The sequence below is a fragment of the Enterobacter sp. R-1.6.2 genome (genome assembly GCF_035064085.1).
GTDB lineage: Bacteria > Pseudomonadota > Gammaproteobacteria > Enterobacterales > Enterobacteriaceae > Enterobacter > Enterobacter asburiae_B.
Window position 1 is genome coordinate 1 of the sequence record NZ_JASEYI010000040.1, and the last position, 20551, is coordinate 20551.

Sequence of the window (20551 nt, forward strand, 5' to 3'; positions counted from 1 at the left end):
CTCAGAAGTGAAACGCCGTAGCGCCGATGGTAGTGTGGGGTCTCCCCATGTGAGAGTAGGGAACTGCCAGGCATCAAATAAGTGAAGAGGCCATCCGGAAGGATGGCCTTTTTGCGTTTATAAACTAAAAAAACGGTAGACCGGGTAAGGCAAAGCCGCCACCCGGCAAGTCAGACCGCACTCCACTCCACAATAAACTCCGCAATCCCACCCACATCATTTAAATCCAGCATTGGAACTTCAAGCGGCAATACAACATCACTGGCCACCGCAATCACATGCTCATCCAGCGTTAACTCGCTGAAATCATGCCCGGCATCGCTTCTGAACAGCAGGATCTTAGGCACGGCCTCATGCTTAAATCCCTCAATCAGCACCAGATCCAGCGTGGCGTGATCCATCCGGCTGACCAGATAAGCGAGATCCAGCGGTGCCTCATCCGGCGTTTCTGTCATCAGCGCCCAGCGTTGAGTACTTGCCACCATCGTTTGCGCTGCACCCGCTTTACGCAACGCATAGCTATCTTTGCCCGGTTTATCGACATCCATATTATGGTGGGTATGTTTAATCAATCCTGGACGGATACCTCTGGCACAAAGCGCAGGAATGAGCTTTTTCAGCAGAGTGGTTTTTCCGGTCCCACTCCAGGCAGAAATGGCGACAACAGGTATCATCTTTTCTCCTGCATCATCTGCAAATCGTCAGGCGTATTCACATTCACAAAAGCTGATTTTAAATCGCTAAAATCAACGGGATGACCGCCAGACTCGCGCATAAAAGCCATCACCCTGCGCTCTCCCGCAGCCAGATAGTACTGCAGGGCTGGCGCCAGGGATCGGTGCATCAGTGCGATAGCAGGATGATCACGCTCGCCGTCATGTACCCAAACCACAGGAGCCGTACCCCGAATCAGCAACAAACGTTCGACAAGACAGGACGGAATAAAGGGGGTATCGCAGGGACAGAAGATAAACCACTCTCCGTGAGACTGTTGCATGACCGAAAGCATCCCGGCCAGCGGTCCCGGGTAATCCTCAAGGATATCCTGGTAAACGGCATACCCGCTGAGCTGGTAAGTGTCGATATGCCGGTTAGCACTGATGACCATTGTCGACACCTGGCCTGCGAGCGTATCAGCGACACATTGCCATAAGGGTTTGCCGTTCAGGCGTTGAAGCCCCTTATCTTTTCCCCCCATTCGCGTCGCCCTGCCACCTGCCAGAACGACCCCAATGATTTCCTGGCTAAGATTCACGAATATCGCCTCTTTTATTGTGGGATTGACCCTGCTAACGTGTCACTCTAAATGAAAGGAGCACCACCATGAAATGTAAACGTCTGAATGAAGTTATTGAACTCCTCCAGCCCGCCTGGCAAAAAGAGCCAGAGCTAAATCTGATGCAATTTTTACAGAAATTGGCGAAAGAGTCAGGTTTTGACGGCGATCTGGCAGACCTTTCTGACGACATCCTGATCTATCACCTTAAAATGCGTGACTCTGCCAAAGATGCTGTTATTCCTGGTATTCAGAAAGATTATGAGGAAGATTTTAAGACCGCATTACTGCGCGCCCGAGGCGTAATTAAAGAGTAAAAGCTTGTAAGCGGCGGCACCGAAATCGCCACAAGATGATATCCTGAATCATTCGTATAATTTCCGGATGATCGGATGAACGACCAGGCTTTTACTTTCCAGACATTACACCCGGACACCATTATGGATGCCCTGTTTGAACAGGGTATTCGGGTGGATTCCGGGCTAACACCGTTAAACAGCTATGAAAACCGCGTCTATCAGTTTCAGGATGAGGATCGTCAGCGCTTCGTCGTAAAATTCTATCGTCCTGAACGCTGGTCCGCAGAACAAATTCAGGAAGAGCATCAGTTTGCTCACGATCTGCTGGATGACGATGTTCCCGTTGCCGCGCCGCTAAAATTCAATAACCAAACGCTCCTCACGCACGAAGGGTTTTACTACGCTGTATTCCCGAGCCTGGGTGGCCGCCAGTTTGAAGCGGATAATATCGATCAGATGGAGTGGGTTGCCCGCTATCTTGGGCGCATACACCAGACGGGACGCAAAAAAGCCTTTACTGCCCGCCCGACTATCGGGATTCAGGAATACCTTCTTGAGCCGCGCGGAATATTCGAAACGTCTGCCATGATCCCCACTGCGTTAAAGGATGATTTCCTCAACGCCACCGATAAGCTCATTGCTGCTGTTAAAACCTGCTGGCGCGACGATATTTCTGTCCTGCGCCTGCATGGCGATTGTCATGCCGGAAATATCCTCTGGCGTGATGGCCCGCTTTTTGTCGATCTCGATGATGCGCGTATGGGGCCAGCGGTTCAGGACCTATGGATGCTGCTCAATGGCGACAAAGCCGAGCAACGCATGCAGCTTGAAACCATTATTGAAGCTTATGAAGAATTTAGCCCGTTTAATTCAGACGAAATTGCCCTGATTGAGCCTTTACGTGCGATGCGTTTTGTTTATTATCTCGCATGGTTAATCAGGCGTTGGGACGATCCCGCATTTCCCCGGAATTTCCCGTGGCTTACCGGAGAGGATTACTGGCGTAGCCAGATATCTACATTTACTGAGCAGGTCAAGGTTCTTCAGGAACCCCCTCTGCAATTAACGCCGATGTATTAATTGGACACACCCAGGAGAGAGTTAATCATGAAAAAAATTTGGCTGGCGCTGGCAGGTATGATTCTGGCATTTAGCGCTTCTGCTGCGCAGTTTACCGACGGCAAACAGTTCATCACGCTGGACAAACCGGTCGCTGGCGAGCCACAGGTTCTGGAGTTCTTCTCGTTCTATTGCCCACACTGCTATCAGTTCGAGCAGGTTCTGCATGTTTCTGACAACGTGAAGAAAAAGCTGCCAGAAGGCACCAAAATGACCAAGTACCACGTCGAGTTCCTGGGCCCATTGGGTAAAGACCTGACCCAGGCGTGGGCGGTTGCGATGGCACTGGGCGTGGAAGATAAGATCACTGCGCCAATGTTTGAAGCCGTACAGAAAACCCAGACCGTTCAGACCACTGCGGATATCCGTAAAGTGTTCGTTGATGCCGGCGTGAAAGGGGAAGAGTATGACGCAGCATGGAACAGCTTTGTGGTGAAATCTCTGGTTGCTCAGCAGGAAAAAGCGGCTGCTGACCTCCAGCTTCAGGGCGTTCCGGCGATGTTTGTTAACGGCAAATACCAGCTGAACATGCAGGGCATGGACACCAGCAGCATGGATATCTTCGTACAGCAGTATGCTGATACCGTGAAATACCTGGTTGAGAAGAAGTAATTTCGCGGATGTAAAAACGCCGGTCACTGACCGGCGTTTTTGTATGAAGATTTGATATTGTCTATCTGTTCGTCTTTCTCTTTCCAGAGCGTATTAAGCCACTGCTGGAAACGACGCTTGAAATTCTTATCGTTAACGTAATCACCGTGCAGCCCGGCATCTATCGGAACCAGATCGACACGCACAACAATGCGCGTCAGTTTGCCGCTGAGCATATCGTAGAACGGCGTCTTATCGTTTTCCGGATAGCAGAGCGTGACGTTCAGGAGTTTATCGAACTGTGATCCCAGCACGTTAAGCGCCATCGCAATACCCGCAGCCTTTGGCGGCAGCAAGTGCTGGTAAGGAGAGCGGGTTTGTTGATGCTTCTCCTCCGTAAATCGGGAGCCTTCAACAAAGTTCACGATGGTCGTTGGATGCGCGCGAAACTTTTCGCAGGAACGGCGTGTGGTCTCCACATCTTTGCCGCGACGCTCGGGATGACGAATCAAATAGCTGCGCGAATAGCGTTTCATAAACGGCATATCAAGCGCCCAGCAGGCCAGCCCGATAAAAGGCACCCAGGCGAGCTGCTGTTTCAGAAAGTATTTGTTCATCGGGATGTGTTTGCGAAAAAGTACGCATAACACCACGATGTCCGCCCAGCTGTGGTGATTGCAAATCAGCAGATACCAGTTCTTCTTGTTAAGACTCTCCAGCCCTTTGATATCCCACTTCAGATGCGGGTTCAGGCACAGCAGGATCGCCAGTCCTTCGCACCAGCAGTACATCATGAAGTTACAAAATGCGGACACGGCTCGCCACACCATGGGAACAGGCAGCAGCAGTTTAACGATCCCGGCGATAATGATTGGCACAGAGCAGGCGACAGTCACCAGGATAGTTAAAATGATGCTTAACAGTAATGTTATTGCAGCGAGCAATCTCGACATGATGAGCTTTTTCAAATGGTTAGCTGTAAGTGAGCGGTCGGCTATGCAACGCCGGGCGCTGATTTTACCAGAAAACAGACAAATTAATGGCGATTTGACGTGATGATTTGGCCGCTTTTACCCTGTCGCAGAAGATTTCTCTGTGATTCCGCGCTTAACAAGGCTTATATCCACATAGACTAAATTGCCATCAGGTGACCATATAGAGAAGATCTAATGCGATAACAGCATGATAATTAAGATCTAAAAATTAACTCATATGTATTTTTTACGTCTGTTATTCATATGAAGTGAAAATATACACAAACTTATCCACAGTTTGATTTTTGCGAGCGATCCTCACGATCGCAAAATCTTTTCCTGTATCTGGCGCTAATACCTGATGTTTTCATCCTTCTGTGGCATCCTTTACCCATAAATTGATTAAAGGCACGGACATTATGGTTCAGATCCCAGAAAACCCTCTTATTCTCGTCGATGGCTCTTCTTACCTGTATCGGGCATATCATGCGTTTCCTCCTCTGACCAATAGCGCAGGGGAACCCACCGGCGCAATGTACGGCGTGCTGAACATGCTGCGCAGCCTGATCCTTCAGTATCAGCCAACCCATGCGGCTGTGGTCTTTGATGCGAAAGGTAAAACTTTCCGCGACGAACTGTTTGAGCATTACAAATCTCACCGTCCGCCAATGCCTGACGATCTGCGCGCGCAGATTGAGCCGCTGCACACCATGGTAAAAGCGATGGGGCTGCCGCTGCTGGCCGTCTCTGGCGTTGAAGCCGATGACGTCATCGGCACGCTGGCGCGTGAAGCAGAAAAGATGGGGCGTCCTGTGCTGATCAGCACCGGTGATAAAGATATGGCGCAGCTGGTGACGCCAGGTATTACCCTGATTAACACCATGACCAACACCATTCTGGGGCCAGAAGAAGTGGTCGCAAAGTACGGCGTGCCGCCTGAGCTGATTATCGACTTCCTCGCGTTAATGGGCGACTCCTCGGATAACATCCCGGGTGTCCCTGGCGTCGGTGAAAAAACCGCGCAGGCGCTGCTCCAGGGGCTGGGTGGTCTGGACACGCTCTACGCGGAGTCAGACAAAATCGCCGGGCTCTCCTTCCGTGGTGCAAAAACCATGGCCGGAAAACTGGAAGAGAATAAAGAGGTGGCTTATCTCTCCTATAAGCTGGCCACAATCAAAACCGATGTCGAACTGGAGCTGGGCTGTGAGCAGCTTGAAGTGCAACAGCCTTCCGCTGACGATCTGCTGAGCCTGTTTAAGAAATACGAATTTAAGCGCTGGACGGCTGACGTGGAAGCCGGTAAATGGCTGCAGGCGAAAGGGGCCAAACCTGCTGCAAAGCCGAAGGAGACGATCGTCGTTGACGCAGAAGAGCAGGCGGAAGAAGAAGCCGTGGCGCTTTCCTTCGACAACTACGAAACCATTCTTGAAGAGTCACAGCTAATCGCCTGGATCGAGAAACTGAAAAAGGCGCCCGTCTTTGCCTTTGATACCGAAACCGACAGCCTCGATAACATCTCTGCCAATATGATTGGTCTGTCATTTGCGACAGAGCCTGGTATTGCCGCCTACGTCCCTGTGGCGCACGATTACCTGGATGCGCCGGAGCAGATCTCCCGTGAACGCGTGCTTGAGCTGCTGAAGCCGATCCTGGAAGACGAAAAGGCGCTCAAGGTTGGACAAAACCTCAAGTACGACCGCGGCATTCTGCAAAACTACGGCATTGAACTGCGCGGGATTGCCTTCGACACCATGCTTGAATCCTACATTCTGGACAGCGTCGCGGGCCGCCATGATATGGATTCCTTATCTGACCGCTGGCTCAAGCACAAAACGATCACCTTTGAAGAGATTGCCGGTAAAGGGAAAAATCAGCTCACCTTTAACCAGATTGCTCTGGAAGAAGCGGGGCGCTACGCGGCGGAAGACGCAGATGTCACGCTACAGCTGCACCTGAAGATGTGGCCAAAACTGCAGAAGCATGAAGGTCCGCTGAACGTGTTCCAGCATATCGAGATGCCGCTGGTGCCCGTGCTGTCCCGCATTGAACGCAACGGCGTGAAAATCGACCCAACGGTGCTGCATAACCACTCCGGGGAGCTGGCGCAGCGTCTGACCGAGCTCGAGCAAAAAGCGCATGAGCTTGCAGGCGAGCCGTTTAACCTCTCTTCGCCGAAGCAGCTGCAAACCATTCTGTTTGAAAAGCAGGGCATCAAGCCGCTGAAGAAAACTCCTGGCGGCGCGCCGTCAACCTCTGAAGAGGTGCTGGAAGAGCTGGCGCTGGATTACCCGCTGCCAAAAGTGATTCTTCAGTACCGTGGCCTCGCGAAGCTGAAGTCTACCTACACCGACAAGCTCCCGCTGATGATCAACCCGAAAACGGGTCGTGTGCACACGTCGTACCATCAGGCTGTCGCGGCGACCGGTCGTCTCTCATCAACCGATCCCAACCTGCAGAACATCCCGGTACGTAACGAAGAAGGCCGCCGTATTCGACAGGCTTTCATCGCACCAGAGGATTATCTGATTGTCTCTGCTGACTACTCGCAAATTGAGCTGCGCATTATGGCGCATCTGTCCCGCGACAAAGGCCTGCTGACCGCGTTTGCTGAAGGGAAGGATATCCACCGGGCAACTGCGGCGGAAGTCTTCGGCTTGCCGCTGGACAGCGTGACCAACGAGCAGCGCCGCAGTGCTAAGGCGATCAACTTCGGTCTGATTTACGGCATGAGCGCATTTGGTCTTTCGCGCCAGCTCAACATTCCGCGCAAAGAGTCGCAGAAGTATATGGATCTCTACTTCGAGCGTTATCCGGGCGTGCTGGAATACATGGAACGCACCCGCGCGCAGGCGAAGGAAAAAGGTTACGTCGAAACCCTGGATGGCCGTCGTCTCTACTTACCGGACATCAAATCCAGCAACGCGGCGCGTCGCGCTGGCGCAGAGCGTGCGGCGATCAACGCCCCGATGCAGGGTACCGCGGCGGACATTATTAAGCGTGCAATGATCGCCGTTGATGCCTGGCTGGAAAAAGAGAAGCCTCGCGTGAAGATGATCATGCAGGTACACGATGAACTGGTATTTGAAGTGCACAAAGACGACCTCGACGCCGTGTCGAAGAAGATCCACGAACTGATGGAAAGCAGCATGACGCTTGACGTGCCGTTGCTGGTGGAAGTGGGAAGTGGCGAAAACTGGGATCAGGCTCACTAAGGGTTCTTCGCATAACGCGCTTTTTATGTAAGTTTGCAACATAACAACGCGCGTTTTGTGACAATCATTAGAATTCCCTATGTAAAGAATGAAAAAAAACTACAAAAAGTGCTTTTTCTGCAGCACAAAAAGGGGTAGAGTTGTCGGCGTAGGGTACAGAGGTAAGATGTTCTATCTTTCAGACCTTTTACTTCACGTAATCGGATTTGGCTGAATATTTTAGCCGCCCCAGTCAGTAATGACTGGGGCGTTTTTTATTGCGGCAAAGAAAAATTCAGGCAAAAAAAACGCGGCTATCGCCGCGCTCGGTATTACTCTTCTTCCGCTTCCGTCGCGGGTTCCAGCTCGCTAAACCAGGTATCGAGCTTCTGACGCAGCTTGTCCACGCCCAGCTTTTTCAGCGAGGAGAACGGCTCAACCTGCACATCACCGTTGAACGCCAGCACCGCTTCGCGAACCATATTCACCTGCGCTTTACGCGCGCCGCTCGCCAGCTTATCGGCTTTCGTCAGCAGCACCAGCACGGCGATATCGCTTGCTACAGCCCAGTCGATCATCTGCTGATCCAGATCTTTCAGGGGATGGCGAATATCCATCAGCACCACCAGACCTTTCAGGCACAGGCGTTTTTCCAGGTATTCACCCAGCGCACGCTGCCACTTGATTTTCATCTCTTCCGGTACCTGCGCGTAACCGTAGCCCGGTAAGTCGACCAGGCGTTTGCCCTCTGCGACTTCAAACAGGTTGATCAGCTGGGTACGGCCAGGTGTTTTTGAGGTACGCGCCAGGCTCTTCTGATTGGTCAGCGTATTCAGGGCGCTGGATTTCCCCGCATTGGAGCGGCCAGCAAATGCCACTTCAATACCGGTATCAGAAGGAAGGTGGCGAATATCGGGCGCACTGGTGACAAAATGCGTCTGTTGGTAGTTCCAGGTAGTCACGTGGTCGTCTCCAAAATCGTAATCTGAAGGGGATTATACCCGAATGCAGCCAAAAGGCTTTTCTGATTGCTATGAGCTGTAGGCGAATGCCCCAATCGGTGTGAGAGATCGGCCAGTGATGCTATGGGAGATTTCAGAGAATTCGCAGGCGTCAAAAAAGCCAAACTGTTTTAAATCATAAGCTTATTTCCGGGTAATTGTCTGAAAAATCCTTTTTGTACCGTTTCGTTGCTTGTTAGTTTAACGGAACAAGGTAAAGTGTGCGTCAGGGCGAGGAAGCCAACAGGAAATCGACTTAAGGATTAGGGTCAGGAGCGCCAGGAGGCGAAGACGCAGGATTGTCAGGATGACCAGCGCCTGGAGGCGTTTTAAAAGGAAATGGAACCGTATCACGGACGGTATTAGCCAAGGGATAAACAGGGTTTGTTGTTGGCAAACACGGAATGTCTGACCCGCTAAGGGTTGTGAGTCAGGAAAAAAGGCGACAGATTGCTATGTCGCCTTTTTTCTTTGCTTGCTTTCTGCTAGATTTCGCCGCAATTCTATACTGAAGAAAACGACTTAAAGATAAAACATCATGAAAAAACCAACCTCCGCTGCGGGCGCGAAACGCCCTGCAAAAGCACGCCGCAAAACGCGCGAAGAACTGAACCAGGAAGCGCGCGATCGCAAACGCGACAAAAAACATCGCGGTCACGCTGCGGGTAGCCGTGCCAACGGTGGTGGTGCAGCGGGTGCTTCTGCAAAAGGCAAACAGCAGAAAGACCCTCGTATCGGCAGTAAAACTCCCATTCCACTGGGCGTGACAGACACCCCGGTCACTAAGCAGCACAAACCAAAGAGCGAGAAACCTATGCTTTCACCGCAGGCTGAGCTGGATTTGCTGGAGAACGATGAGCGCCTGGACGCGCTGCTGGAACGTCTTGAAGAGGGTGAAACCCTGACCGCTGAAGAGCAGTCATGGGTGGATGCCAAACTGGATCGTATCGATGAACTGATGCAGAAGCTGGGCCTGTCATACGACGATGACGAAGATGAAGAAGAAGACGAGAAGCAGGAAGATATGATGCGTCTTCTGAAGGGTGGAAACTAACATTTGCACCCGGCAGGCACGATAGTCCTGCTTATAACCCTTCCGGTTATATGTTATCTGGTGTGGTTATTCGTTAAACTACGGCGGTTGTCGCGGCGACAGAAGTGGCTGCGCACCCGAATGATGGCCCGCGATGGGGCCAGAACGGGCCGCCGTATACGAACGCGACACCAACGGAAGGAGTGAGCATGTCAGCACCAACTATCGACTGGGATTTGGCCCTAATCCAGAAATATAACTATTCCGGGCCGCGTTATACGTCATACCCCACCGCGCTGGAGTTCTCCGATGCCTTCGGCGAGGCTGATTTCCAGCAGGCTGTCGCGCGCTATCCTGAGCGTCCGCTGTCGCTCTACGTCCATATTCCGTTCTGCCACAAGCTTTGCTACTTCTGCGGCTGCAATAAAATCGTTACCCGTCAGCAGCACAAAGCCGACCAATATCTTGATGCGCTTGAACAAGAAATTGTCCATCGCGCGCCGCTTTTTGCTGGCCGTCACGTCAGCCAGCTGCACTGGGGCGGCGGGACGCCAACCTATCTGAATAAAGCGCAAATCAGCCGCCTGATGACCCTGCTGCGCGGCAATTTCAGTTTTAACGCCGACGCTGAAATCTCGATCGAAGTCGATCCGCGTGAAATTGAGCTGGATGTACTGGATCACTTACGCGCCGAAGGCTTCAATCGTCTGAGTATGGGCGTGCAGGATTTCAATAAAGAGGTTCAGCGTCTGGTGAACCGCGAGCAGGACGAAGAATTTATCTTTGCCTTACTCAATCACGCGCGCGAGATTGGTTTCACCTCGACCAATATTGACCTGATTTACGGCCTGCCAAAGCAGACGCCGGAAAGCTTCGCCTTCACCCTGAAGCGCGTGGCCGAACTCAACCCGGACCGCCTGAGCGTCTTTAACTATGCGCATCTGCCGACGCTCTTTGCCGCTCAGCGAAAAATCAAAGATGCCGATCTTCCTTCTGCCCAGCAGAAGCTGGATATCCTGCAGGAAACCATTACCTCGCTGACCGAAGCCGGCTATCAGTTTATCGGGATGGATCACTTTGCCCGTCCGGATGACGAGCTGGCGATTGCGCAGCGTGAAGGTGTTCTGCACCGTAACTTCCAGGGCTACACAACCCAGGGCGATACCGATTTGCTGGGGATGGGCGTCTCCGCTATCAGCATGATTGGCGACTGTTACGCGCAGAACCAGAAAGAGCTGAAGCTTTACTACCAGCAGGTTGATGAAATGGGCAACGCGCTGTGGCGCGGCATTGCGTTAACGCGCGACGACTGCATCCGACGCGATGTGATTAAGGCGCTAATCTGCAATTTCCGTCTCGATTTCAGCGACGTTGAGTCGCAGTGGGATCTGCACTTCAGCGATTATTTTGCGGAAGACCTGAAGCTGATTGCACCGCTGGCGAAAGACGGGCTGGTGGATGTGTCGGAGAGCGCGATTGAGGTCACGCCGAAAGGGCGTCTGTTGATCCGTAATATTTGCATGTGCTTTGACGCGTATCTACGTCAGAAAGCGCGACTGCAGCAGTTCTCGCGGGTGATTTAAGGCGCATTGCAAAATGCACAAAACGTAGGCCGGGTAAGGCGAAGCCGCCACCCGGCTTTTACGTTCAACTCGCTAGCTAAACAGCCCCACCAACGCCGCACACAACATAGCCGCAACGGCTGTCTGTGGCGTGTGGCTTTCAGCGGCTCCGCTAGAGAGCATATTTACGATTGTTTTCAGCATGATGTTCACCCCCAATTTCCGGGCACGATCATACAAAACTCATCGGAACAGTAAAGCGCAAAATAACGGCAATTTGCGCTCAATGAATAACCTTTACACAGCGACGTACGATCACTCCATTCCCAGCTCTTTAAGCTTGCGCGTCAGGGTATTACGTCCCCATCCCAGCAGGCGAGCGGCTTCCTGCTTATGGCCCTGCGTATGACGAAGCGCGGTAGTTAACAGCGTACGCTCCATCTCCGGCTGAGCTTCAGAAAGCAGGTTTTGATGACCGGAACGCAGCGCGCGGTCGGCCCACTGCGCCAGCAGCGTCGCCCAGCTGTCCGGCAGCGCGTGCCCGGTACTGCTTTCAGGCGCGGTCGCTTCAAACAGCTCGGCCGGTAAATCCTGAATCAGCACTTCCTGCCCGGCGGCCATCACGGTTAACCAGCGGCAGGTATTTTCCAGCTGACGCACGTTGCCCGGCCATGCCAGACGCGTCAGAGCGGCATCGGTTTCCGGGTGAAGCTGCTTGGCTTCCACGCCCAGCTCGCGGGCGGCTACCTGCAGGAAATGACGCGCCAGGCGGGGAATATCTTCCCGGCGTTCGCGCAGCGGCGGCAGATGAACGCGAATAACGTTCAGACGGTGGAATAAATCCTCACGGAATTTTCCTTCCTGCACGCGTTGCTCCAGGTTCTGGTGGGTCGCGGCGATAATACGCACGTCCACCTTTACCGGCGCATAGCCGCCCACGCGATAAAACTGCCCGTCGGCCAGCACGCGCAGCAGGCGGGTCTGGACATCCAGCGGCATATCGCCGATCTCATCCAGGAACAGCGTGCCGCCGTCAGCCTGTTCAAACCGCCCCTGGCGAATGGTATTGGCACCGGTAAATGCCCCTTTTTCATGGCCGAACAGTTCGGACTCAATCAAATCCTTCGGGATCGCCGCCATATTCAGGGCGATGAACGGCGCTTTTGCCCGCGGGCTGTGGCGGTGCAATGCATGCGCCACAAGCTCTTTACCGGTTCCCGACTCACCGTTAATCAATACGCTGATGGACGAGCGGGACAAACGACCGATAATGCGAAACACGTCCTGCATCGCCGGCGCTTCACCGATGATGTCTGTCGTTGGCCCAAAATCGGGCGCGTGGCGCGGCTGTTGCTGCTCCTGATAGTGGCTAATCGCGCGCTCAACCAGCGCCACCGCTTCGTCGATATCAAAGGGTTTGGGCAGGTAATCAAACGCCCCTTGCTGATAGGCGCTCACTGCGGCATCCAGATCGGAGTGCGCGGTCATTATGATGACCGGAAGCATAGGGTGGCGTTGTTTGATCTGCTTTAACAGCGCCAGCCCGTCCATGCCCGGCATACGGATATCCGAAAGCAAAACATCTGGCGTTTTGGTGGTGAGTGCGTCGAGCACTTCGCTGCCGCTCTCAAACGTCGTGCAGCTTAATCCTGCCCCTGTGAGCGCGCGTTCAAGCACCCAACGGATGGAGCTATCGTCATCGACTACCCAGACTATCCCTCGTTGCATAAACGTCACCTTTATTTTTTAATCGGCAGGAAAACTGAAAACTCGGTATGTCCCGGCCAACTGGTAAATTCAATTTTCCCGGAGTGTTGATCGATCAAACTGCGGGCAATGGATAAGCCCAGGCCGGTACCGCCTTCGCGACCGCTGACCATCGGGTAGAACAGGGTATCCTGCAGATGCGATGGAATGCCGGGCCCGTTATCCTCAACGTCGATTCGGGCCGCCAGCCGGTAGCGCACGCCGTGTAACGTGAGCTGGAAGGCGGTGCGGGTGCGTAAAATAATCTCGCCCCCTTCAGGTCCCAGCGCCTGCAGGGCATTACGCACAATATTCAACAGGACCTGCTCAATCTGGTCCGGGTCATGGGCCAGTTCCGGCAGGCTTGGGTCGTAATCACGTACCAGCGTGACGTTCTCCGGCAGCTCCATTGAGACGAGCTTCACCACCCGCTCAGCCACTTTATGGATGCTTTCAGTGACGTGCATTCCCGGCTGCTGTGGCCCAAGAAGACGGTCTACCAGATTCCGCAGACGGTCCGCCTGCTCAATGATGACGTTGGTATACTCCGCCAGCGCGGGATCGGGCAGCGCCTTGGTCAGAAGCTGCGCCGCGCCGCGTAATCCACCCAGCGGGTTTTTGATTTCATGCGCCAGACCGCGCACCAGGTCACGGGCGGCAATCTGCTGCGCGTGCTGAAGCTGCTCCTGGCTCAGTCGACGCTGATTATCCATCGGCGCCATTTCCAGCAGGATCAGACCTTCGGGAAGACGTTGTGCCGTTAGCGACAGAATGTGCGAGCGCCCGTCGATCACCAGCGTCACTTCGTTATCGGTAAACCCCTGGCCGGCCTGCAAACTTTCCTGCATCAGGCCAATATTCAGTGAAAAATAGCTCAGGAGTTCAGGAAGCGGGGTGCCGAACAGTTTACGTGCGCTTTGGGCGAGCAGCTGCTGCGCGGCCGGGTTGGCGTAATGAACGGCCAGCTCGTCATCGACCAGCAATATGCTGTTAATCAAAGAATTGAGGATCTGCCCAGCATCGGGCAGCGTGCCAGTTGCCATTCAGCAGTCTCCTGGAGTCGTTTGCACTAATTTAGTGCAGTATAGCGTTTTCGGCGTAAAAAGCGCGTGAGATCAGGTTGTTGGTGGAGAAAAAAGCCCATCCGGAGATGGGCTAAAAGTTTCCACGGCAACTACCCCCGGCGCTTATCACGCCGGGTAAAACAACTTTAATTAAACGCTGTAGTACAGCTCGAACTCTACCGGGTGTGGCGTCATACGCACGCGGTCGTTCTCTTCCATACGCAGGGCGATGTAAGCATCGATAGCGTCGTCAGTGAATACGCCACCTGCAGTCAGGAACTCGCGGTCTGCGTCCAGCGCCTGCAGGGCTTCTTCCAGAGAGCCAGCAACCTGTGGGATCTCTTTCGCTTCTTCTGGCGGCAGGTCGTACAGGTTTTTGTCCATCGCTTCGCCCGGGTGGATCTTGTTCTTGATACCGTCCAGACCGGCCATCAGCAGTGCTGCGAAGCACAGGTATGGGTTAGCCGCTGGGTCCGGGAAGCGAACTTCGATACGACGTGCTTTAGGAGAAGCCACCACCGGGATACGGATAGAAGCAGAACGGTTACGTGCAGAGTAGGCCAGCATCACTGGCGCTTCGTAGCCCGGGACCAGACGCTTGTAGGAGTTCGTGGTTGGGTTCGCCAGGGCGTTGATCGCTTTAGCGTGTTTGATAACACCACCGATGTAATACAGCGCCTGCTCGGACAGACCGGCATATTTGTCGCCAGAGAACAGGTTGGTACCGTTCTTGGACAGAGACATGTGGCAGTGCATACCGGAACCGTTATCGCCAAACATTGGTTTTGGCATGAAGGTCGCGGTTTTACCGAAACGGTGCGCAACGTTGTGCACAACGTATTTGTAGATCTGAATTTCGTCCGCTTTTTTGGTCATGGTGTTGAAGCGGGTTGCCACTTCGTTCTGACCAGCAGTCGCCACTTCGTGGTGGTGAGCTTCAACAACCAGGCCCATCTCTTCCATCACCAGACACATGGTAGAACGGATGTCCTGTGCAGAGTCGACCGGAGGAACCGGGAAGTAACCGCCCTTCACGCCAGGACGGTGACCTTTGTTACCGCCTTCGTATTTGGTGGAGGAGTTCCATGCACCTTCGATATCGTCGATAGCCACGTGGGAGCCAGAAATAGAGGCACCGAAGCGGATGTCATCGAACAGGAAGAATTCTGGCTCTGGCCCGAACAGAACGGTGTCTGCGATGCCGGTAGAACGCAGGTACTCTTCAGCGCGTTTCGCGATAGAACGTGGGTCGCGGTCGTAGCCCTGCAGCGTGCCTGGCTCGAGGATGTCGCAACGGATGATCAGGGTTGGTTCTTCGAAGAACGGATCAATGACCGCAGTGGTCGCGTCTGGCATCAGAACCATGTCGGATTCGTTAATGCCTTTCCAGCCACCAATGGAGGAGCCGTCAAACATTTTGCCTTCTTCAAAGAATTCGGCGTTCACCTGATGAGCAGGGATTGTGACGTGCTGTTCTTTACCTTTGGTATCGGTGAAGCGCAGATCAACAAACTTCACTTCATGTTCGTTCAGCATCGTCAAAACGTGTTCAGCGGACATACTTAACTCTCCAGATTGGTCATTGTCGTCGTGGTAACGAGGTCTTCAATTTCTGTTTGTACTGGCTGGTGCCATGTATTTTTTATAAAGCGAAATCTGTGCCAACTTTTAAATCACCCCAAAAAGGCGTTATCATGCGCACCATAGTGCAAAAGGGCTGCACCACAATGGATTAGTTGCACCAGTATAGTGCTTCAATGTGAATATTGAGCACCATATTGGTGCAATTTACGTTAAAGTGCCCTTTTACCGCTCCGTGAAAGCGATCACAAAGCATCTCTGCAATACTTGTTTGCGGGGGATGTTTGTGATCCTGTTTTGTAGTGCGATTAATCCGTGTACAATAACGCGCTATTTCTAAATGCCTGAGGCAAAGTTGTGATCGAAAATTTGCGTAATATCGCCATCATCGCGCACGTTGACCATGGTAAAACTACCCTGGTCGACAAGCTGCTGCAGCAATCCGGTACGTTTGATGCGCGTGCCGAAACCCAAGAACGCGTGATGGACTCCAACGATTTGGAGAAAGAGCGTGGGATTACCATCCTCGCGAAAAACACCGCGATTAAATGGAATGACTACCGTATCAACATCGTTGATACCCCAGGGCACGCCGACTTCGGTGGTGAAGTTGAACGTGTAATGTCCATGGTAGACTCCGTTCTGCTGGTCGTTGACGCAATGGATGGCCCAATGCCACAGACGCGCTTCGTGACCAAAAAAGCTTTTGCCCATGGTCTGAAGCCAATCGTTGTTATCAACAAAGTTGACCGCCCTGGCGCGCGTCCTGACTGGGTTGTTGACCAGGTCTTCGACCTGTTCGTTAACCTCGACGCGACCGACGAGCAGCTGGACTTCCCTATCGTTTACGCCTCTGCGCTGAACGGTATCGCAGGTCTGGACCACGAAGACATGGCTGAAGACATGACCCCGCTGTATCAGGCGATTGTTGACCGTGTTCCTGCACCAAACGTCGATCTCGACGGCACCCTGCAGATGCAGATCTCTCAGCTCGACTACAACAACTACGTTGGCGTAATCGGCATTGGTCGTATCAAGCGCGGTAAAGTGAAGCCTAACCAGCAGGTTACTATCATCGATAGCGAAGGCAAAACCCGTAACGGTAAAGTCGGTAAAGTACTGACTCACCTGGGTCTTGAGCGTATCGAGAGTGACGTTGCGGAAGCGGGCGACATCATCGCTATCACCGGTCTGGGTGAACTGAACATCTCCGACACCATCTGCGATCCGCAGAACGTCGAAGCGCTGCCAGCCCTGTCCGTTGATGAACCAACCGTATCCATGTTCTTCAACGTCAACACCTCTCCGTTCTGTGGTAAAGAAGGTAAATTCGTTACCTCTCGTCAGATCCTTGACCGCCTGAACAAAGAGCTGGTGCACAACGTTGCGCTGCGCGTTGAAGAAACCCAGGATGCCGATGCATTCCGCGTTTCTGGTCGTGGTGAGCTGCACCTGTCTGTACTGATCGAAAACATGCGTCGTGAAGGTTTCGAAATGGCGGTTTCCCGTCCGAAAGTAATCTTCCGCGAAATCGACGGCCGTAAACAAGAGCCGTTCGAAAACGTGACGCTGGACGTTGAAGAGCAGCACCAGGGTTCTGTGATGCAGGCTCTGGGTGAGCGTAAAGGCGACCTGAAAAACATGAATCCAGATGGCAAAGGCCGCGTACGTCTCGACTACGTGATCCCAAGCCGTGGTCTGATCGGCTTCCGTTCAGAGTTCATGACCATGACCTCCGGTACCGGTCTGCTGTACTCCACCTTCAGCCACTACGACGACGTGCGTCCAGGCGAAGTGGGCCAGCGTAACAACGGCGTGCTGATCTCCAACGGTCAGGGTAAAGCGGTTGCGTTTGCGCTGTTCGGTCTGCAGGATCGCGGTAAGCTGTTCCTGGGTCACGGTGCTGAAGTTTATGAAGGCCAGATCATCGGTATTCACAGTCGTTCTAACGACCTGACCGTAAACTGCCTGACCGGTAAGAAACTGACCAACATGCGTGCGTCCGGTACTGACGAAGCAACGGTTCTGGTTCCACCGATCAAGATGACTCTGGAGCAGGCTCTGGAATTCATCGATGATGACGAACTGGTAGAAGTGACTCCACAGTCAATTCGTATCCGTAAACGTCACCTGACCGAGAACGATCGTAAACGTGCTATGCGCGGTGCGAAAGAAGAGTAATACGGTCAATCCGTAGGCCGGGTAAGCGTGAGCGCCACCCGGCAACTAAAAAGCCGCTGATCTCTCAGCGGCTTTTTTATTGTTATTTAAAGCTGTATTTCACCCCCAGCATCCCCTGGGTATCGCTGTAGCCTTTGTCGCCTATCTGCTGAGCCACATTGCCCCAAACGCTAAGCTGAGGTGTAATCTGTCCCTCTACGCCCGTCTTTAACTCGCCGATATTGCGAGCACCGCGCATTTGATTGCTGACGTCATCCATGCGGATGCGCGTGGTCTGGGTATTGTGGATCCAGTTCGCCTCGATAAACGGCTGGAAGGTACGGGATTTACCGTCGTCAATCGCGTTATGTCCGCTGATATAGGCCTTCACGCCGAGACGTGTCATCAGATTCCCCTGAGTCTCGTCTTTCACCCGCGTGCCGTTGCGTTCGCGATGGTCATCAGCCTGCACGTCCATCCAAACGGCCTGCGCTTTCGGCTGGATCCAGTAGCTGTTGCGGCCGCTTTCGCCCATCTTAACGCTATAGCCAGCTTCTACAGAGGCGGTTACGCCGCTGGAGCGATAATTCTCAGTCGCCTGATCCTGCCCCATCACCTTATTGTCGAACCAGTTATACAGCATCCAGCTATCAACGTAGGTTCCACTTTTGTCCGCGTCGTTTGCGTACCAGGTACCGTACAAACCGACGCTATAGCCATTCACTTCGCCACGCGAGTGGTATCCGGTTAGACTGGAAGCACTCCGGCTCTGGCTGTTGCCGTAGCCCGCCATCAGGCCAAGGTGCCAGCGATCCAGGCCGTCGGTGCTCCACTGGGCGACATCACCACCCAGCTGCAGCACGTAGCGGTTGGCGGTCGTTTTTAACTGGCTGCTGCCGTCTCTGAAACGCGTATGGCCGCCGACGTTACGCATCCACAGGCTCGTTACTTTTTGCTCGCCGGTGAGCAGGTCGGTGTACTGCGTTTCACCCAGACGGTCGTGCAGGCGGGTCATAAACAGCGTATTTGCCGCATAGCTGTTCGCCTGATAGCTACCAAATTCAGGGCGATACTGATGCTCGCTTTTCGGTGGTGCAGCAGGGGGGACCGGTTCCTGCGGCGGAATCACCGGGTCGACGGGCGGGTCCACAGGGTCAACAGGTGGGTCTACCGGGTCGACCGGCGGGTCAACGGGCTCAACCAGGCTGGTCAGAAACCAGTTTTTACCTTTTTGCACAACGTTATAGTCATAACCCCCCGCCACGATACGGCTGGCCTTCTCAAACGTCCCGTCAGAGTTGCCGCCAACGCTGACGATTTCAATCCCTTCAATGGTTTGTGCGCCAGTACCGCCAATGTTGTTCACTTCCACCCCGGTATGGCCGGAGGTGTTGCCTTCAACGATCAGTTTGTCCGTTTCCGATGTGTCGTCAAACAGCACGGTATTGAAAACCAGCTTGCCGCCGTTGCCGATAAAATCGTCACTGATGGTCAGGGTTTGCCACGCCGCATCATCAGCATGCTGGAAATTAATCGTACCGCCCGCATTCAGCGTCAGGCTGGTCAGCGTGGAGCTGTCGCGCATATTCCACACGGCATCATTCATCGTAAGCGCGATAGTCCCGGTACCGTTGGCGTTGCTCTCAATGTAAGACGCCCCGTTCCAGAGAGAGTTGTCCTGCATGGTGAGCGCGATCGCGCTGTTTTGCGCTGCGGCAGTGCTGGTGGCCGCGACGCCGCCAGCGGAGAGGATGTCACCGTTGAGGGTGAATTTTCCGCCCGCGGAGGCATCAATCACGCCACCGTTGCTGGCGTTCAGGGCGTAGCTACCGCTGTCGCGCTGGCCTGCGGTGGTAATGGTTGCGCCACCCCCGAGCGTTATCACGCCGCGTGACCAGGCATACATCCCGTGCGGCGCTTGCGCGGAGCTGCTGGTTTTCTCGCTGCTGTTGACCGCAATGGTGACGTTATCACCAAGATTCACCGCGCCTGTGTACGCATAGACGCCATGCGCGCTGGCACCGTTGGTGGTGATGGTCGCGCCTTCATCAAGGGTGATGGTTGACGAGCCGGTAGAATACACCCCGGAGGCGCTGGCCGCGTCGGTGGTAATCGTCGCGTTTTTTCCCAGCTCAATTTTGGATGCAGAGCCTGCATACAGGCCGTAGGCCGATGTGCCGTACGTTTCGATGGTGGCCTCATCCCCCAGACGGACATATGAGCCGCTCTGGTTGGTACGAATCCCCTCTGCGTAGGTACCACGCGTCACAATATGCGCACGATCGCCGACGATAACGTTATTTTTGGCCTTTGAAGCATCATTCAATGCATAGGCGCTAATGCCTCGACCGGTACTGCCGGTGGTTTCGATATAGAGATCGTCACCCACATAAATATTGGCGGAGCCAAGAGAGCCCTGGCTGAAGGAGCTGTACCCGGCATTGATGCCGTCACCGCTTTGGCCATTAACGTAAATGTGGGTGCGGTCTCCGGTAATAATAAACACCGGGTTGTCCGGCGTGTTCATACCATGGGTACGAATGCCGTCGACATCTTTACCATTATTGGCAGCCACTTTTGACTGGGTGCGAATAGTCAGATCGTCACCAAATATTACCCCCGGGCTGCCGGACGTGGAGTTCTGAATAACGGTGACTGAATGCTCAAAGGCTTCCGCCCCCGGTCCTTCGAGGGTGATCCCATCTCCGTAGATTGGGATATTACCCGGGCTGTACTGGTAGACATAGTTAGGATCGCTGGTATTTTTGCTAAAGTTCGCGTTTGCCGTTGCAGGAATCAGCGCCTGTATTTCTGCAGGCAAATCCGTTACTGCTCCGGAGGCGGGTAAATTAGCAAAATCTATTACCGCTGCATTCGGGTAATGACTCCAACTTACTGATAGTGTTTTATGTTCAGATAATGCCCGATGACTTTGTCATGCAGCTCCACCGATT

At 53.5% G+C, this 20551-nt stretch carries 18 protein-coding genes; 8 read left to right on the top strand and 10 right to left on the bottom strand.

Annotated features, from left to right (window positions below):
* Positions 1-170: 170 nt before the first annotated feature.
* Both mobB and mobA read right to left on the bottom strand, forming a co-directional pair.
* A complete protein-coding gene (gene mobB, locus QMN93_RS24175; RefSeq protein WP_182382860.1) occupies positions 171-674 on the bottom strand; it encodes a molybdopterin-guanine dinucleotide biosynthesis protein MobB in 504 nt (167 codons plus the stop codon).
* Entirely contained in the window at positions 671-1255 is a 585-nt protein-coding gene (gene mobA, locus QMN93_RS24180; RefSeq protein WP_182382861.1) for a molybdenum cofactor guanylyltransferase MobA, read from the bottom strand. Before mobA ends, mobB begins: the two co-directional genes overlap by 4 nt.
* Positions 1256-1323: 68 nt before the next feature.
* On the opposite strand from mobA, the gene QMN93_RS24185 reads away from it, so the two are divergent.
* The 3 genes from QMN93_RS24185 (at position 1324) to dsbA (ending at position 3306) form a co-directional block, all read left to right on the top strand.
* Positions 1324-1593: a YihD family protein gene (locus QMN93_RS24185; RefSeq protein WP_008501866.1), complete on the top strand. Its 270-nt coding sequence runs from the start codon at positions 1324-1326 to the stop codon at positions 1591-1593.
* A gap of 75 nt (positions 1594-1668) precedes the next feature.
* Positions 1669-2655 carry a serine/threonine protein kinase gene (locus QMN93_RS24190; RefSeq protein ID WP_048975668.1) on the top strand — a complete coding sequence of 329 codons (987 nt, stop codon included), beginning with the start codon at positions 1669-1671 and terminating at the stop codon, positions 2653-2655.
* A gap of 27 nt (positions 2656-2682) precedes the next feature.
* Entirely contained in the window at positions 2683-3306 is a 624-nt protein-coding gene (gene dsbA / locus QMN93_RS24195; protein WP_033146975.1) for a thiol:disulfide interchange protein DsbA, read from the top strand.
* 23 nt (positions 3307-3329) lie between these two features.
* Here the strand turns inward: dsbA and QMN93_RS24200 are convergent, their stop codons facing one another.
* Positions 3330-4181, bottom strand: coding sequence for an acyltransferase (locus tag QMN93_RS24200; protein ID WP_264884998.1), 852 nt, complete (start codon positions 4179-4181; stop codon positions 3330-3332).
* Between QMN93_RS24200 and QMN93_RS24205 the strand changes: the two genes are divergently transcribed.
* Together QMN93_RS24205 and polA are read left to right on the top strand one after the other, a co-directional pair.
* A complete protein-coding gene (locus QMN93_RS24205; RefSeq protein WP_226852960.1) occupies positions 4078-4341 on the top strand; it encodes a hypothetical protein in 264 nt (87 codons plus the stop codon). The two genes, QMN93_RS24200 and QMN93_RS24205, sit on opposite strands and share 104 nt — an antisense overlap.
* A gap of 337 nt (positions 4342-4678) precedes the next feature.
* The gene (polA, locus tag QMN93_RS24210; protein ID WP_193140226.1) at positions 4679-7471 is read left to right on the top strand and encodes a DNA polymerase I; all 2793 of its coding nucleotides are present in this window, start codon (positions 4679-4681) and stop codon (positions 7469-7471) included.
* Between the two features lie 311 nt (positions 7472-7782).
* Here polA and yihA read toward each other — a convergent pair whose 3' ends face one another.
* A complete protein-coding gene (yihA, locus tag QMN93_RS24215; protein WP_029741470.1) occupies positions 7783-8412 on the bottom strand; it encodes a ribosome biogenesis GTP-binding protein YihA/YsxC in 630 nt (209 codons plus the stop codon).
* Between the two features lie 577 nt (positions 8413-8989).
* On the opposite strand from yihA, the gene yihI reads away from it, so the two are divergent.
* The gene (yihI, locus tag QMN93_RS24220) at positions 8990-9505 is read left to right on the top strand and encodes a Der GTPase-activating protein YihI (RefSeq protein WP_032644299.1); all 516 of its coding nucleotides are present in this window, start codon (positions 8990-8992) and stop codon (positions 9503-9505) included.
* A gap of 188 nt (positions 9506-9693) precedes the next feature.
* Positions 9694-11067 carry an oxygen-independent coproporphyrinogen III oxidase gene (gene hemN, locus QMN93_RS24225; RefSeq protein ID WP_182382864.1) on the top strand — a complete coding sequence of 458 codons (1374 nt, stop codon included), beginning with the start codon at positions 9694-9696 and terminating at the stop codon, positions 11065-11067.
* A gap of 72 nt (positions 11068-11139) precedes the next feature.
* Here hemN and QMN93_RS24230 read toward each other — a convergent pair whose 3' ends face one another.
* The 4 genes from QMN93_RS24230 to glnA all read right to left on the bottom strand — a co-directional run bounded on the left by QMN93_RS24230 (position 11140) and on the right by glnA (position 15416).
* Entirely contained in the window at positions 11140-11250 is a 111-nt protein-coding gene (locus QMN93_RS24230; RefSeq protein WP_182382865.1) for a YshB family small membrane protein, read from the bottom strand.
* A gap of 111 nt (positions 11251-11361) precedes the next feature.
* Complete coding sequence (glnG, locus tag QMN93_RS24235) at positions 11362-12774, bottom strand: nitrogen regulation protein NR(I) (protein WP_023309765.1); 1413 nt, start codon at positions 12772-12774, stop codon at positions 11362-11364.
* Between the two features lie 11 nt (positions 12775-12785).
* Positions 12786-13835, bottom strand: a complete 1050-nt coding sequence (glnL, locus tag QMN93_RS24240; protein WP_008501857.1) for a nitrogen regulation protein NR(II) — start codon at positions 13833-13835, stop codon at positions 12786-12788.
* Between the two features lie 171 nt (positions 13836-14006).
* Positions 14007-15416: a glutamate--ammonia ligase gene (gene glnA / locus QMN93_RS24245; protein ID WP_023309763.1), complete on the bottom strand. Its 1410-nt coding sequence runs from the start codon at positions 15414-15416 to the stop codon at positions 14007-14009.
* A 378-nt stretch (positions 15417-15794) separates the two neighbouring features.
* Here glnA and typA point away from each other — a divergent pair, with 378 nt between their 5' ends.
* Positions 15795-17618, top strand: coding sequence for a ribosome-dependent GTPase TypA (gene typA, locus QMN93_RS24250; protein ID WP_023333895.1), 1824 nt, complete (start codon positions 15795-15797; stop codon positions 17616-17618).
* A gap of 82 nt (positions 17619-17700) precedes the next feature.
* Here the strand turns inward: typA and QMN93_RS24255 are convergent, their stop codons facing one another.
* Together QMN93_RS24255 and QMN93_RS26285 are read right to left on the bottom strand one after the other, a co-directional pair.
* On the bottom strand, positions 17701-20418 hold the full coding sequence (locus tag QMN93_RS24255; protein WP_323620158.1) for an autotransporter outer membrane beta-barrel domain-containing protein: 2718 nt from the start codon (positions 20416-20418) through the stop codon (positions 17701-17703).
* A gap of 71 nt (positions 20419-20489) precedes the next feature.
* Entirely contained in the window at positions 20490-20546 is a 57-nt protein-coding gene (locus QMN93_RS26285; protein ID WP_003032489.1) for an IS1 family transposase, read from the bottom strand.
* Between the last annotated feature and the right edge of the window lie 5 nt (positions 20547-20551).